14 protein-coding genes are annotated in these 14,940 nt (G+C 70.3%); 11 read left to right on the forward strand and 3 right to left on the reverse strand.

Going from position 1 to position 14,940, the window contains the following annotated elements; genetic code table 11:
- The first annotated feature begins 61 nt into the window (after positions 1-61).
- From glnII to OO69_RS31300, 6 genes are all read left to right on the forward strand, one after another.
- Positions 62-1,090: a glutamine synthetase gene (glnII, locus tag OO69_RS31275; RefSeq protein WP_033284207.1), complete on the forward strand. Its 1,029-nt coding sequence runs from the start codon at positions 62-64 to the stop codon at positions 1,088-1,090.
- Positions 1,091-1,443: 353 nt separating this feature from the next.
- Positions 1,444-2,019, forward strand: coding sequence for a winged helix-turn-helix domain-containing protein (locus OO69_RS31280; protein ID WP_033284208.1), 576 nt, complete (start codon positions 1,444-1,446; stop codon positions 2,017-2,019).
- A gap of 75 nt (positions 2,020-2,094) precedes the next feature.
- Positions 2,095-3,099 (forward strand): NAD-dependent epimerase/dehydratase family protein, encoded by a 1,005-nt coding sequence (locus OO69_RS31285; protein ID WP_078652640.1) that lies wholly within the window; start codon positions 2,095-2,097, stop codon positions 3,097-3,099.
- A 140-nt stretch (positions 3,100-3,239) separates the two neighbouring features.
- Positions 3,240-4,496: a sensor histidine kinase gene (locus OO69_RS31290; protein WP_033284210.1), complete on the forward strand. Its 1,257-nt coding sequence runs from the start codon at positions 3,240-3,242 to the stop codon at positions 4,494-4,496.
- Positions 4,481-5,134: a response regulator transcription factor gene (locus OO69_RS31295; protein WP_033284211.1), complete on the forward strand. Its 654-nt coding sequence runs from the start codon at positions 4,481-4,483 to the stop codon at positions 5,132-5,134. The genes OO69_RS31290 and OO69_RS31295 overlap by 16 nt, the downstream gene beginning before the upstream one ends.
- 183 nt (positions 5,135-5,317) lie before the next feature.
- On the forward strand, positions 5,318-6,868 hold the full coding sequence (locus tag OO69_RS31300) for a DUF1996 domain-containing protein (protein WP_033284212.1): 1,551 nt from the start codon (positions 5,318-5,320) through the stop codon (positions 6,866-6,868).
- Positions 6,869-6,988: 120 nt separating this feature from the next.
- Here OO69_RS31300 and OO69_RS31305 read toward each other — a convergent pair whose 3' ends face one another.
- Complete coding sequence (locus OO69_RS31305) at positions 6,989-7,390, reverse strand: hypothetical protein (RefSeq protein ID WP_199811068.1); 402 nt, start codon at positions 7,388-7,390, stop codon at positions 6,989-6,991.
- A 142-nt stretch (positions 7,391-7,532) separates the two neighbouring features.
- Between OO69_RS31305 and OO69_RS31310 the strand changes: the two genes are divergently transcribed.
- The 5 genes from OO69_RS31310 (at position 7,533) to OO69_RS31330 (ending at position 12,841) form a co-directional block, all read left to right on the forward strand.
- Positions 7,533-8,054, forward strand: coding sequence for a tetratricopeptide repeat protein (locus OO69_RS31310; protein WP_199811069.1), 522 nt, complete (start codon positions 7,533-7,535; stop codon positions 8,052-8,054).
- Positions 8,055-8,103: 49 nt separating this feature from the next.
- Positions 8,104-10,032: a hypothetical protein gene (locus tag OO69_RS31315; RefSeq protein WP_033284273.1), complete on the forward strand. Its 1,929-nt coding sequence runs from the start codon at positions 8,104-8,106 to the stop codon at positions 10,030-10,032.
- 165 nt (positions 10,033-10,197) lie between these two features.
- Positions 10,198-11,064, forward strand: a complete 867-nt coding sequence (locus OO69_RS31320; RefSeq protein WP_033284214.1) for a metal-dependent hydrolase — start codon at positions 10,198-10,200, stop codon at positions 11,062-11,064.
- The gene (locus tag OO69_RS31325) at positions 11,064-12,095 is read left to right on the forward strand and encodes a PDR/VanB family oxidoreductase (protein ID WP_033284215.1); all 1,032 of its coding nucleotides are present in this window, start codon (positions 11,064-11,066) and stop codon (positions 12,093-12,095) included. The genes OO69_RS31320 and OO69_RS31325 overlap by 1 nt, the downstream gene beginning before the upstream one ends.
- A 56-nt stretch (positions 12,096-12,151) precedes the next feature.
- Entirely contained in the window at positions 12,152-12,841 is a 690-nt protein-coding gene (locus tag OO69_RS31330; RefSeq protein ID WP_106971134.1) for a TetR/AcrR family transcriptional regulator, read from the forward strand.
- 18 nt (positions 12,842-12,859) lie between these two features.
- Here OO69_RS31330 and OO69_RS31335 read toward each other — a convergent pair whose 3' ends face one another.
- Positions 12,860-13,216, reverse strand: a complete 357-nt coding sequence (locus tag OO69_RS31335; protein WP_033284217.1) for a 5-carboxymethyl-2-hydroxymuconate Delta-isomerase — start codon at positions 13,214-13,216, stop codon at positions 12,860-12,862.
- Between the two features lie 53 nt (positions 13,217-13,269).
- On the reverse strand, positions 13,270-14,889 hold the full coding sequence (locus OO69_RS31340; RefSeq protein WP_033284218.1) for a fused response regulator/phosphatase: 1,620 nt from the start codon (positions 14,887-14,889) through the stop codon (positions 13,270-13,272).
- Between the last annotated feature and the right edge of the window lie 51 nt (positions 14,890-14,940).

Here is a 14,940-nt window from a genome sequence, read left to right on the forward strand (position 1 = left end):
GTGCCGCTGCGCCGCAGCACCCGCGAGTGCGACGAATGACCCACCCCGAAGGATGTGGCCCGTGACCTTCAAGGCTGAGTACATCTGGATCGACGGCACCCAGCCGACGGCCAAGCTCCGTTCCAAGACGAAGATCCTGGCGGACGACGCCAAGGGTGCCGAGCTGCCGATCTGGGGCTTCGACGGGTCGTCCACGAACCAGGCCGAGGGGCACTCCTCGGACCGCGTGCTCAAGCCGGTCGCCAGCTTCCCGGACCCGATCCGCGGCGGCGACGACATCCTCGTCATGTGCGAGGTCCTCGAGATCGACATGACGCCGCACGAGTCCAACACGCGTGCCGCGCTCGTCGAGGTCTCCGAGAAGTACGCCGCGCAGGAGCCCATCTTCGGCATCGAGCAGGAGTACACCTTCTTCGACGGCGCCCGCCCGCTGGGCTTCCCCGAGGGCGGCTTCCCGGCCCCCCAGGGCGGCTACTACTGCGGTGTCGGCGCCGACGAGATCTTCGGCCGCGAGATCGTCGAGGCCCACCTGGAGAACTGCCTCAAGGCCGGTCTCGCGATCTCCGGCATCAACGCCGAGGTCATGCCCGGCCAGTGGGAGTTCCAGGTCGGCCCGGTCTCCCCGCTGGAGGTCTCCGACCACCTGTGGATCGCCCGCTGGCTGCTCTACCGCACCGCCGAGGACTTCGGCATCTCCGCGACCCTCGACCCCAAGCCGGTCAAGGGCGACTGGAACGGCGCGGGCGCGCACACCAACTTCTCCACGAAGGCGATGCGCGAGGGCTACGACGCGATCATCACCGCGTGCGAGTCCCTCGGCGAGGGCTCCAAGCCCCTCGACCACGTCAAGCACTACGGCGCCGGCATCGACGACCGCCTGACGGGCCTGCACGAGACCGCCCCGTGGAACGAGTACTCCTACGGCGTCTCCAACCGCGGCGCCTCGGTCCGTATCCCGTGGCAGGTCGAGAAGGACGGCAAGGGCTACATCGAGGACCGCCGTCCGAACGCGAACGTCGACCCGTACCTGGTGACCCGGCTGATCGTCGACACCTGCTGCGCGGCCCTGGAGAAGGCCGGCCAGGTCTGATCCCGCCCCGCTTCCGCGAAGAGGCGTCCACCATCGTGGTGGGCGCCTCTTCGCGTTGTCGTCCCCGCCGCGTTTTCCGGTCAAGGAAGCGTCCAAGCTGTGAGAGGAGGGTCCTGTTGCGGGCGTGTGTCTGCTTCAATGGGCGCATGGGCAACTACCAGAAGTGCGGAGCGACGGGTCGCCATGACCTCGAGCCCTTCTGGCCTTCCCGTCAGCACCATGACTTCGACCGGGTGTGTTGTCGCGCGATGAACGCGCCGGCCCTCTAAAGCCGAACCACCCTCGGCCTCCGGCCTGCGCGACTCGACGTACGTCCCCTCGACGAACCTCTCGCGCGAAAGAGCTGACCTCTCATGGCGATCATCCGTTCCCTTCCCGCTCTTCCCTCCGCCCCGCTCGACACCCCCGCCCCGAACGCCCCACGGCACCATCTGCGCGCCGTGGACCGGGACGAGGTGATCGACGTGGCGGAGTTCCTGCCGCCGGGTGCCACCTGGCTGCCCGCGCCGCCGCACACGCTGCCCACGCTGCCGGGGCAGCCGCCGATGGTCGGGTACCTCGTCCTCATCCCGGCCGACAGCCCGCACCTCGCCCGGACCGCCGACCCGGTCCCGCCGTCCCTCCCCGCCGAGGCCGAACCGCTCGTCCGCATCGACACCGTGCAGCGCACCGCCCAGCTGAACGGCGCGGAACTCGACCTGACGTACCTGGAGTTCGAGCTCCTCGCGCATTTGGTGGCGCATCCCAACCGGGTGCACACGCGCGACCAGCTGGTCACCACGGTGTGGGGCTACGGGCATGTGGGCGACGGCCGTACCGTCGACGTCCACATCGCGCGGCTGCGCCGCAAGCTGGGGGTCGAGCACCGGAAGGCGATCCAGACGGTGCGGCGGGTGGGGTACAAGTACACGCCGCCGACGGCTCGTTGATCATCTGCGGTCCGGTCGTCTGCTGACGGCAGATCTACGTTCCGTTCCGTGCGCCTCGCGGGCAGAGTCACCGGTATGAGACTTCTGGTGCTGGGCGGTACGGAGTTCGCGGGGCGGGCCGTCGTGGAGGCTGCCCTCGGCCGGGGCTGGGAGGTGACCGTTCTCAACCGGGGGCGGCACGAACCCCCGGCCGGGGTACGGGCGTTGCGGGGTGACCGCACCGCGCCCGGTGGGCTCGCCGCGTTGGCCTCCGGCGAGTGGGATGCCGTGGTCGACACCTGGTCGGCGGCGCCGCGGGCTGTCGACGACGCGGCGCGGCTGCTTGCCGATCGGGTGGGGCGGTATGTGTATGTGTCGAGCTGCTCTGTGTACGCGTGGGCTCCGCCGGGCGGGTACGGGGAGGATGCGCCGCTTGTCGAAGGGGCCTTGGCCGCCGCCGACAAGACCGACTACGCGCGGGACAAGCGGGGCGGGGAGTTGGCCGCGCTCGGGGCGTTCGGGGCGGAGCGGTCGGTGTTCGCTCGGGCCGGGCTCATTCTCGGGCCGTACGAGAACATCGGGCGGTTGCCGTGGTGGTTGGGGCGGGTTGCTCGGGGTGGGCCTGTGTTGGCGCCCGGGCCTCGGGAGTTGGCGCTTCAGTACGTCGATGTGCGGGATCTTGCGGAGTGGTTGTTGGGGGCGGTGGAGCGGGAGTTGAGCGGGGCGTACAACCTCATCTCTCCTCAAGGGCACGCGACGATGGGGGCTTTGCTGGACGCGTGTGTGCGGGTTACGGGTGGGGTGGCTGAGCTGCGGTGGACTTCGGCGGAAGTCGTGCTCGGGGCGGGGATCGAGCCGTGGACTCAGTTGCCGGTGTGGGTGCCGGCGGGGAGTGAGGGGTACGACGCGTTGCACAGTGCGGATGTGTCTCGGGCGGTCGCTACTGGGCTGACGTGTCGGTCCGTTGAGGAGACGGTGGGCGATACGTGGGGTTGGTTGCAGAGTGTTGGTGGGGCTGCGCCTCAGCGACCTGATCGGCCGGTGGTGGGGCTTGACCCTGTTGTGGAGGCGAAGGTGCTTGGGGTGCCGGTGGAGGGGTGAGTCGTTGTCTGCGGGCGCGTTGGGGCTGGGCGCGCAGTTCCCCGCGCCCCTAAAGGCGGGTGGGGATAGCACCACCCCTTTCGTGGGGGCCTGAGCGGTGTGACCCGGGCTTGGTCCTCCGTAAGACTGGGCTTATGGAAATGAAGCGTGAGCGGGCCCGTGTTGTCCTGGTGGCCGGGGTGCGTGGGCTTGGGCTCGCGATCGTCTCGCTCGGGGGTTCGCTCACCCTGTTCGTCCTGACCGTCGTGTCCCTTGTGCTGGTGCCGTTCGGGGTCGGGCTGATCACCACGCCCTGGGTGCTGGCCGGGGTGCGGGCGCAGGCGGATCGGCGGCGGCGGCTTGCCGCGGAGTGGTGCGGGGTGCGGATTCCGCCCGCCTATCGGGCGGTGCCGCCGGGTGCGCGGCCCTGGACCCGGACCTTTCGCCTGCTCGGTGACCCTGCCACCTGGCGGGATCTCCTGTGGCTGCCCGTCGACATGGTCGCCGGGTTCGTGACCGCCTTGCTGCCCGCCGTGCTGGTCTTCTATCCGCTGGAGGGCTTCGCGTTGGCGTTCGGGCTGTGGCGGGTGTTCACGGACGGGACGTATGTGGGGTGGTGGTACGGGTTCGTGCCGGTGAGTGGGCAAGGTAGTGCGCTGCTCGCGGGGTTGCTGGGTGTTGGGATTCTCATCGCCGCCTTCTTCCTCACCCCTCCCCTCCTCCGCGTGCACTTTCTGCTGACCCGGGCTCTGCTCGCTCCGGGGCAGGGTCAACTCGCCGAGCGCGTACGGGTGTTGACCGAGACGCGGCGGGATGCAGTGGATGGTTCCGCCGCTGAGCTACGGCGGATCGAGCGCGATCTGCATGACGGGGCGCAGGCCCGGCTGGTGGCCATGGGGATGGATCTCGGGACCATCGAGGCGCTGTTGGAGAAGAACCCTGCCAAGGCCCGGGAGTTGCTCGCCCGGGCTCGGCAGTCCTCCGTCGAGGCTCTCGACGAGTTGCGGGATCTCGTTCGGGGGATTCATCCGCCGGTGCTGGCGGAGCGTGGACTGGCAGATGCCGTGCGGGCGTTGGCGCTGCGGATGCCGGTGGCGACCGAGGTGAGTGCGGAGCTCGGGGGTGGGCGGGCCGACGCGCCGGTCGAGTCGGCCGCGTACTTCGCCGTGAGTGAGGTGCTCACCAATGCCGTGAAGCACTCCGGGGCCGATCGGATCTGGGTCGATATGCGTTACGGGGAAGGGGCGTTGAGGATCTCCGTCACCGACAACGGGCGGGGTGGTGCCGTGGTCGGGGGCGGGTCGGGGCTCTCCGGGGTCGGGCGGCGGCTGGGTACATTCGACGGCGTCCTGGCCGTCAGCAGTCCCGCGGGCGGTCCCACCATGGTGACCATGGAGATTCCGTGCGTGTTGTCCTAGCCGAAGACCTGTTCCTGCTGCGGGACGGGCTGGTCAGGTTGTTGGAGGCCTACGACTTCGAGATCGTCGCGGCGGTGGAGAGCGGGCCCGAACTGACCAGGGCGCTGGCCGAGTTGGCGCCCGACGTCGCCGTGGTCGACGTACGGCTGCCACCCACGCACACCGACGAGGGGCTGCAGTGCGCGCTGCGGGCGCGGCGGGAGCGGCCGGGGCTGCCGGTGCTCGTGCTGTCGCAGCACGTGGAGCAGTTGTACGCGCGGGAGTTGCTCGCCGACGGGACCGGCGGGGTGGGGTATCTGCTGAAGGACCGGGTGTTCGACGCGGAGCAGTTCGTGGATGCCGTGCGGAGGGTGGCGGGGGGTGGGACGGTGATGGATCCGCAGGTCATCCAGCAGTTGCTGGCGCGGCGGGCCGCCGACGACCGGCCGCTGGGGCGGTTGACGCCACGGGAGGTCGAGGTGCTGGAACTGATGGCGCAGGGGCGGTCGAACGCGGCGATCGCGGGGCAACTCGTCGTCACGGAACGGGCGATCGGGAAGCACACGTCCAATATTTTCGCCAAACTGGGGCTGGAAGTCTCGGACGATGACAATCGCCGCGTGCTGGCGGTATTGGCCTATTTGGACCAGGGACGCTGAGCACTACCTGTGAGTCGATCACAACTGCCGGTGTTTAAAGGGCAGTTGGGAGGGGACTTACCCAAGAATCTCTCATCAGTTTCTGAGACGGCTGAACACTCCTGGGACCCCCTGCGTATCAAAGGGCGCCGCTTCACTCCTGTCGGGCGCCTCGCTGCCCCGCAAGGAAGTCAGAGGAGTTCCATGGGACGCAATGATCGTAAACGCCGTACGCCGCTGGCCACCAAGGCCATTGCCGCATCGGCTGCCCTAGCGCTCGGTGGGGGCGGGCTGCTCTGGGCACAGATGAACGCTTCGGCGCACGAGTCCAACTCGGGCCAGAACGAGACCAAGGCCGCGGCCGCCTCGGCGCAGGTCGCCACGATCGCCTGCCCGGACGTCGGCCAGCAGTTGACGAACGTGCCGCAGAAGGCCCGTCAGGGTGTCGCCGTCGAACTGGCGAACCTCGACAAGCAGATCACCGAGGCCTACGCCCGGCTCGCGTCGACGCGTCAGGCCCAGGCGAACGACGCGAGCTTCGTGCAGAACGCGATCGTCGGCCCCCTCAAGGAGAAGCGGGCCGCGACGATCGACCGCATTCGCATCGACATCCAGCGGGTCGGCGGCACCGTCAACGCGACCGCGCTGAAGCAGCTCGCCGCCTGCACCACGCAGAACGCCACGAACACCACCACGGCGGGTCGCGGCGGCGGCAAGGGCAACGGCGGCAAGGGCGGCGGGCAGAACAACGGCGGCGGTCAGAACACCGCGGCGCCGAGCGCGAGCGCAAGTGCCTCCGCGGCGCCCCCCGCCAACAACGGCGGCCAGGCCGGCAACGGCCCGGTGGCGGCCGACTTCGTGGACATCACGAAGGTGGCGAACAACGTGCAGGCGAAGCCGCAGAACAGCGGCCAGGCTTCGACCGGCTCGTTCACCACCAAGTGCGGTGTCAACGCGAACAAGAACCACAACACCGACAACGTCATCGTGGCGCCCGGCGTGACCAACGGCGCGCACCACGAGCACGACTACGTCGGCAACCAGAAGGTCAACGCGTTCTCCACGAACGACTCGCTGCTGGCCGCCCCCTCCAGCTGCCAGAACCAGAGTGACCTCTCGTCGTACTACTGGCCGGTCGTGCGTGTGCAGGACGGCTCGCAGGAGTTCGACGCCAACGCGGACGGCGGTGGCAAGGAAGGCAACGTCGGCAAGATCCTGACCGCGCAGTCGGCGCAGATCAAGTACGTCGGTTCGCCGGCCAGCAAGGTCGTCGCGATGCCGCAGTTCCTGCGCATCATCACCGGTGACGCCAAGACCCTCACCAACGGTCTGGCCAACGCCAACGCGCACTGGAGCTGCACCGGCTTCGAGAACAAGGTCCAGCTGACGGAGCAGTACCCGATCTGCCCCCAGGGCAGCAACGTGGTCCGCACCTTCGCGTTCCAGAGCTGCTGGGACGGCGTGAACATCGACAGCGCCAACCACCGTACGCACGTGGCCTTCGCGGACCCGGCGAGCGGTGTGTGCGGGAACGGCTTCAAGGCCATCCCGCAGCTGACGATGCGCCTGGTCTACAAGATCACGCCCCCCACCATCCAGGCGGACGGCACCGTGAAGAACGCCTACGCGGTGGACGGATTCCCGGAGCAGCTGCACAAGCCGTCGACCGACCACGACGACTTCATCAGCGTCACCAAGAACAACCTGGCGGCGAAGATCGCCAACTGCATCAACGCCGGCAAGAACTGCCAGTAAGACCCAGTAGGACCCGGTAGTACGAAGCGGGCGGTGGGATTCTCCCACCGCCCGCTTTCGTGTGTGTCCTGGCCTAACCGGTGTCGGCCCTGTGAGGGGTGTGAACCCGGTACAGCCTTTTCAGCTGGTGTGCTTCGAGTGGTCGACGCCGATCTCCTCGTTGCCGCCGAGCGTGGTCTGCAGCTTCTTGACGATCGCGTCCGTGCCCACGGCGACCCACTTGCGGCCGACGAGGTAGAAACCGCCGTAGTCCTTCGCGTCGTTGATCCACTCGCGCTGGCCGCGGTCGGTGGCGAAGGTCGCGAGGACGAACTTGCCGTAGCTCATCTTGCAGATGGCCTGGCGGAGTTCGTCGGCGTCGGTCTGGATGTCGGGCGTGCACTTCACCTTGGCGGCCAGGCTCTCCAGGCTGCCGGTGGCCTCCGTCGGCACGGTCGCGGCCTTGGTGTCGGCACCGCACCCCACCAGCGCCAGCGCCGCCGCGGCGCCGGCCATCGCGAGCATCGGTCGGGTCAACCTCATCTGTCGTTCCTCCGGTCGTCCGGTCAACAAAAGCATGCCGCGACGCGCCCCGGCGAGGGGCCGTCTCATCCGATACGGCCCCGAAGCGCCCAGCGCTCAAATCCATGGTCATCGGCCGGACGCGTGTGCGAGGGTGACGCCCATGGATCAAGACGTGGATCAGGGCTGGGAAGACCGGGTGACCGCCGCCTGGGCGACCTTCGACGACTATCCGGAGGAGCGGGCGGCCGAGTTCCGTGCCCTGATCGACGCGCTCGTCGCCGAGCTGCCGGACGGCAGTCCGCTACGGCCGTTCGAGCGGGCCTGCGCCTGGGACTCCACCGGGCACTCCGACCAGGCCGCCCCGCTGTACCGGGAGGCGCTCGCGCGCGGGCTGAGCGAGCACAGCGGCTACAAGGGGCGCCGGGCGAAGATCCAACTCTCCAGCTCCCTGCGGAACATCGGGCAGGCGGAGGAGGGCGTCAAGCTGCTCACCCCCGAACTCGACGCTCCCTCGGACGAGTTGGACGACGCGGTCCGCGCGTGCCTCGCACTGTGTCTGTCCAGCCTGGGCCGCGACCGCGAGGGCCTGTCCCTCGTGCTGGGCGCCCTCGCGCCCCATCTGCCGCGCTACCAGCGGTCGATGGCGAACTACGCGCGCGCCCTGGTCGAGCCGGAAGCCTGAGTCGCCCGGGCGGCGGTGACCAACTCACCATTCGCTCGTTTTGCTGAACGTGCAGTCACAGGATGTCGCCAAGCGCCCCGCAGCTTCACCCACCGACCCGGTCGTCGATGTCGAACAGGCCGAGGCCGCGCTCGTCGAGCACTATCCACGGCTCGTCCGGCTCGCCTATCTGGTGCTCCCCCCGAGCCTCGGCCGCAACCGGCGCGTCCTGACCGCCCACGCCCTCACTCAGCGCGCCCTCCCCCGGGGCCGCGCGTCCGCGTCGGTGATCCCGGCCCAGTCCACCGGCCGCGACGTCGACCCCGGCTACGCCTTCGTCCGCCTCAACGTCGTCCGTACGGCACTGGAGGCGGGCCTCCCGCTGTCGTTCCGCGCCTGGCCCAAACGGTCCCAACTCCCGCCGCTGCTCCCCCAGGTGCGGGGGCTGCGGCTCTTCCCGCGCTCGGGCGGCGCCGACGAACTCGCCCTGGACCAGCGGCTGTCGGCCCTGTCCGGACCGGCCCGCGCGGTGTACGTGCTGCGCGGCCTGGAGAAACTGCCCGACGGCGACGTCCGCAGAGTGCTCGCGACAGCCGGCGTAGAAGGGGAAGAGGTGGACGAGGCGCTGCGCGAGGCGGACGAGACGCCCGCGCAGTACGAACTTCTCAACTCCCCCGAGTTCGACCCCTGTTCGCTGCACGCGCGGCCCACCGACCTGATGCGCCGCCGTCAGCACGGCAAGGCCGCGCTCGCCGCCGCCGCGGCCGTCGCCGTGTGCGGCGCGCTGCTCGCGATGCCCGGCGGCGGCTGGGGCCCGGACGGCGCCGCCGCACCCGCCTACGCGCAGAACCCGGCGTCCCAAGCCGCCCTGAACCCGGGCAAGTTGATCAGGATCGCGCCCACCGCGTGGCAGTCCTCCGCCCGCGAGGACTTCTCCGTCTGGCCCGCCCGCGGCGACCTCACCGAGAACACCGACCTGCTGCGCCGCGCCCTCGCCGTCTGGGCCCGCCCCGGCGAGTCCGTCCAGGTCTCGGCCACCCCCGGCACCCCCTCCGGCGGCCCCGCCGGACCGCCCCAGCTCCTCTACGCCGGCACGGTCGACAACGCGCGCGTGGTGATCCTCTACGACGGTCTGCGCATCGCCCGTTACGCCGAACCGAAGGACGGCACCAAGGGAGCGGCGCTGGACTTCGCGCGCGTCGACGGCGCGACCGGGTCCGAGGCGAACGCCGTGGTCCTGGACCGCGCCGACGGCAACGTCCGCTATCTGACGGCCCCTTGGGTGAAGAAGGCGGCCGAGCGCGACCTCCAGAAGCCCAACGCCGGTGCCCTCCCCATGACCATCACCGACGGGATCACCTCGCCGCTGGCCAGCCCCGCGCAGGCGACGGGCGCGTGCACGTCGTGGAACGTGCTCCAGCTGACCGACGACACCGGCACCACCCGCCTGATGAGCGACCTCGGCGAACTGGTCCCGGCGCACCTCACCGCCGGCCGCCCCGGCTCGGTCCACGAGGTCTCCGGCGCGGCGGCGCAGCACGCCTGGGCGCCCTTCGCCTGCTCCCTCGGCGCGATGCGCTCGCTCGGCGTACGGACCGTGAACGCCTGGCAGTTCGCCCAGCAGCCGCTGCCCGACGCGAGCGGCGCGGCGGACTGGGTGTGCACCCGGGCCGAGACCTGGCAGGGCGGCGGCGAGCGGGTACTGGCCCAGTTCCGCACACCGGGCGGGATCTACGGCGCGGTCGCCGCGAAGGCCGAGGGCGTCCCGGCGTGCGGGGCGCGCGACCCGCACGTCCTGGCCGGAGTCCTGTGGAAGTCGGCGGCGGGCCACTGGTACCTCCTGGCCGCGGGCAGCAAGGGCACGGAGGCGATCAGCGCGACGGGTGGGGTCAACGGCTCGGCCCGGGGTGCACTCCTCGCCGTGAAGACCAAGCAGGGGGTTCAGGCCGAGCTGAAGGGGACTCTGGGCGACGGCACTACGATCTCGGGCCTGCGTTAGCGGGTGCGTCGTCGGGTGCGGGTCCGTTGTGGCTGGGCGCGCAGTTCCCCGCGCCCCTAGGGTGCTGACCTCAGCCGGCACTCGATCGCCCGCTCGCTGACATTCGCGTCAACAAGTCCCCGCACAAGGCTTCCCCAGAGACTTACCCGTCAGTACATTGACGCCATGTCTAACACGCCGCTCAAGGCCCGAAAGGTGTCCTTCTCCTGGGAGGGCACCCCACTGCACTGGGTGCCCGGCGACCCCTTCACCACCCACACGATCAACGTGCTGCACCTACTGCTGCCCGCCGGCGAGCGGTGGTTCGTGCACGTCTACAAGCAGGTACTGCCCCTCATCCGGGACGAGCGACTGCGCGCGGACGTCATCGGCTTCATCGGCCAGGAGGCGATGCACTCCCAGGCGCACGACGAAGTCCTCCCGCACCTCAAGGAGTTGGGGCTCGACCCGACCCCGTACACCGCGCAGGTCGACTGGTTCTTCGAGAAGCTGCTCGGCGACCGCACGCTACCCCCGGGCAAGGCCAGGACGTGGTGGCTGCTGGAGCGGGTCGCGATCATCGCGGCGATCGAGCACTACACCGCGTTCCTCGGCAACTGGGTCCTGAACGCCGAGGAGTTGGACCGCCGCGGCGCCGATCCGACCATGCTGGACCTGCTGCGCTGGCACGGCGCCGAGGAGGTCGAGCACCGCTCCGTCGCCTTCGACCTCTTCACGCACGTCGACGGCAGCTACCGCCGCCGCGCCCGCACCTGGGCGACCGCGTTCGCCGCCCTGATGTTCCTGTGGCAGCGCGGCTCCCGCTTCTTCATGGCGAACGACCCGACCCTCGTCGACGCCCACGCGAGCTTCAAGGACTTCTACGTCGCCGGAAAGCGCGGCACCCTGCCCGCCACCGGGGACATGCTCAGGTCCATACCCCGCTACCTGAGCCGCACCTACCACCCCTCCCAGGAGGGCAGCACAGAGCAGGCCGTCGCCTACCTCGCGTCCTCCCCCGCCGCGGTGGCCGCCGAGAAGAGGGCGGAGTAGTGCCGAAGCCCCTCACCGTCGCCGTCCTGGCCGGCGCCGCGCTCCTGACCCGCCGCGCGCTACGGCGCCGGGTGCGGGCCTCGCCCCTATGGCCGCTGCCCGCGCTCGACCCGCCGATCTCCGGCCGGCCGCGCTCACGGGCACTGAGGCTGACGGTCGCCGCGCGGGAGACGGTCGCGGAGGGCGTCGTACAACTGCGCATGGAAGGACGGGACTTGCCGCGGTGGGAGCCCGGGGCGCACATCGATCTGGTGCTGCCGTCCGGGCTGGTGCGGCAGTACTCGCTGTGCGGGGACCCGGCGGACACCTCGTCGTACACGGTCGCCACGCGGCTGGTCGAGGACGGGCGGGGCGGGTCGCGCGAGGTGCACGAACAGGTGGGCGTGGGCACGGAGTTGGAGGTGCGGGGGCCGCGCAATCGCTTCCCGCTCGTCGAGGCGCCCGCGTACCTCTTTGTCGTCGGCGGGATCGGGATCACCCCGGTGCTGCCGATGCTGCGGGCACTGCCGGAGGGCGCCGACTGGCGGCTGCTGTACGTGGGCCGCACCCCGAACTCCATGCCGTTTCTCGGGGAGTTGGCGGAGTTCGGCGCGGACCGGGTCACCGTGGTGAGCGGGCGGCGGCCCGAACTCGGCACGCTGCTCGCGGAGTTGCCCGAGGGTGCCGCCGTCTACTGCTGCGGACCCGAAGGGCTGATGGCGGCCGTGGAGGAGCGGTTCCCGGACGTACGCCTCGAACGGTTCGCGCCCCGGGCCCCGTTGGGCGGGAACGCCCCCTTCGAGGTCGAACTCCGGCGCAGCGGACGGACGTTGACCGTACCCGCCGACTCCACACTGCTGGCCGCCGTACGGGCGGAGCTGCCCGACACGCTCTACTCCTGCGAACAGGGGTTCTGCGGAACCTGCCAACAGCGGGTCCTGGAAGGGGAGGTGGAGCACCAGGACGAGCTGCTCACGGACGCGGAGCGTGATGACTCGATGCTGATCTGTGTATCGCGGGCCCGTGGTGAGCGAATCGTGTTGGACATGTGAACGACCTTGGGTGGACCGGGCCGTTGAGGGCCGGTTCCGATCGGTAAGGTGTTCGCATGAGTACCGGGGTTCGCCGCAGGATGGGAGTCGAGGAACGGCGACAGCAGTTGATCGGCGTCGCTCTCGATCTGTTCAGCCATCGCTCGCCCGACGAGGTCTCCATCGACGAGATAGCCGCGGCCGCGGGCATTTCCCGGCCGCTGGTCTACCACTACTTTCCCGGCAAACTCAGCCTGTACGAGGCCGCGTTGCAGCGCGCCTCGGACGATCTGGCCGGACGGTTCGTGGTCGCCGAGGAGGGCTCGCTCGGGGGACGGCTGCTGCGGGTGATGGGCCGGTTCTTCGACTTCGTGGACGACCACGGGCCGGGTTTCGCGGCGCTGATGCGCGGTGGTCCGGCAGTCGGCTCGTCCACCACCAACGCGCTCGTGGACGGGGTGCGGCAGGCCGCGTATCTCCAGATCCTGTCCCACATGAAGGTCGAACAGCCGCCCGCCCGGCTGGAGTTGATGGTCCGCTCCTGGATATCGCTGGTCGAGTCGACAGCCCTGATCTGGTTGGACGGCCGGCGCATCCCGCGCGCCGATCTGGAACGCCAACTCGTGCACGACTTCGGGGCGTTGGCCGCGGTGAGCGCTGCGTACGACGACGAACTGGCCGCGCTGCTGCGGGAGTCGCTCCGGAACGAGCCGGGCGACGGGCCGTTCACCGACCTCGTCGTCCGGCTGGTCGCGCTGGCGTCCTAGCAGCCGTAGCAGAAGGCTCTAGCGCTCGAACTTCCGGTAGGACGCGTCCAGTTCGCGCACCTCGGCGGAGGCGTGCAGCACCGAGCCGTCCTCGTCGATGTACTCGCGGAGGAGGTCCAGGACCTTCTCGGTCAGCTTGGCCTTGGTCTCCTCGCTGCGCCCGGCGAGCAGGCCGAGGGTGACGTGGACGACGGTGTGACCCAGCTCGTCGAGACCCTCGTACCCGAAGGCCGTGTACTCGCTCGGGCGGAACTGCGTCTTGCACGCCTCCGGCTTGGCCGCGGCGATCTCGACCACCGCCTCGTGCAGCGCACGGGCGAAACCGTCCTGGTCGAAGGAGATCGTGTGGGAGTGGTCGACGGTGATCTGCGGCATCAGGCGCTCCTGTTTCTCAGCCAACAACGGGCTCACCCTAGCTCCCCCCGGGCTCACCCCAGCCGTAGCGCCAGCATCGCGATGTCGTCGTCCCGGTCCACGCCGAAGCAGTCGAGCAGCGTGTCGCACAGGGCGTCCAGACCCGGCAGCGCGCCGGAGGCGGCCGCGCGGAGGTGTTCCATCGACACGGAGATGTCCGTGCCCCGGGTCTCGATGAGGCCGTCGGTGATCATGAGGAGCCGGTCGGTGGGTTCGAGGAACATCTCCGTGGGCGGCGGATGGGGCAGGCCCACGCCGAGCAGCGGGCCGGCCGCCTTGGCGTAGTCCGCGCTGCCGTTGTCCCGGATGATCAGCGGCGGGATGTGGCCCGCGTTGGCGATGCGGGTGCGCCCGGTGTCAGGGTCGACGAGGGCCAGGCAGACGGTGACCGTGGTCTCCGGGTGGTAGTGCTGGAGCATCCGGTCCAGCCGCTCGGCGAGGACGCTGGGGTCGCTCTCGTCGACGCAGTAGGCGCGCAGGGCGTGCCGTATCTCCACCATGACGGTGGCCGCCTCCAGCGAGTGCCCGACGACGTCGCCGACGGCGAACAGCACTCCCCCGGTGACCTTGAGGACAGCGTAGAAGTCGCCGCCGATCTCGGTGTCCTGGGACGCGGGCACATACCGTACGACCGTGTCCACGCCCGGAAGTTCGGGCAGTCGGTCCGGCGTGGGCAGGAAGCTGCGCTGGAGGGTGAGGGCGACATGCCGCTCAACCTGGTACATGAGGAGCGGTTCGGCGGCGAGCGCGGTGGCCTGGGCGAGTTGGGCCAGCAGCGCGCCGGCCTCGGGGCCCACCCGGCGCAGCCCGCGGGTGGGGGCGGCGAGGCAGACCGGGGCCCGGCCCTCGTGGGTGAGGACCAGCGCGAGCCGGGCGTCGTGCTCCACCCCGGGCCGGAAGAACCCGGTGGGCCACAGCGGCGCGGGCACGGTGGTGATCTGCACCCCGGACTGCCCCTGCGAGAGCCGCCGCAGCAGCCGGGCCACGGTCCGGTCGGCGTCCTCGCCCGGCAGCGCCACCGCCGTGCGGTCCCGGGGCAGGCCGCGGTACAGCTGGTCGTCCCGGTCGAGGACGAACACGGCGGCCGGGGTGCCCGTGAGCCGTGCGGTGCCGTCGGCGGCGACGTCGACGAGTTCCTGGAGGGAGCGCGCCGCCTGAATGGTGACGATCATCTCCGACAGCAGCGTCAGCCGCCGTACGAGCGCCTGGTCGTCGGCGCGCAGCCGGGCGGCCCGGACGGCGGACCGGACCGCCGCCTCGATCTCCTCGGGCTCGGCGGGCACCGTCAGGAAGGCCTCGTCGCCCGCGTCGAGCGCCTGGCAGCGGTCGCTCGGGGGCGCGGCGAGCGCCGAGACGTGCACGACCGGCAGGCCCGCCATGCGCGGCCGCTCCTTGAGCAGCCGGCACAGGTCGAACCCGCTCATGTCCGGCAGGTGCACGTCGATCAGGGCCACGTCGGGCAGGTTCCCCTTGCGCAGCCGCACATCGAGTTCGTCGAGCGCCTCGGCGCCGCTGCCGACCGCGAGGACCCGGTGCCCGGCGCGGCTCAGCACACTTTCGATCGCGAACCGGTTCGCGGGCTCGTCGTCCACAACCAGCACGGTCGCATGCGTCAGCTTGCCGTTGACGTCCATTTCTCAGACCTGGCCCTTTGACACACCGGTGGGGCAGGCCGGTGTCCACAG

It is taken from the genome of Streptomyces sp. NRRL F-525 (assembly GCF_000716605.1).
Classification (GTDB): domain Bacteria; phylum Actinomycetota; class Actinomycetes; order Streptomycetales; family Streptomycetaceae; genus Streptomyces.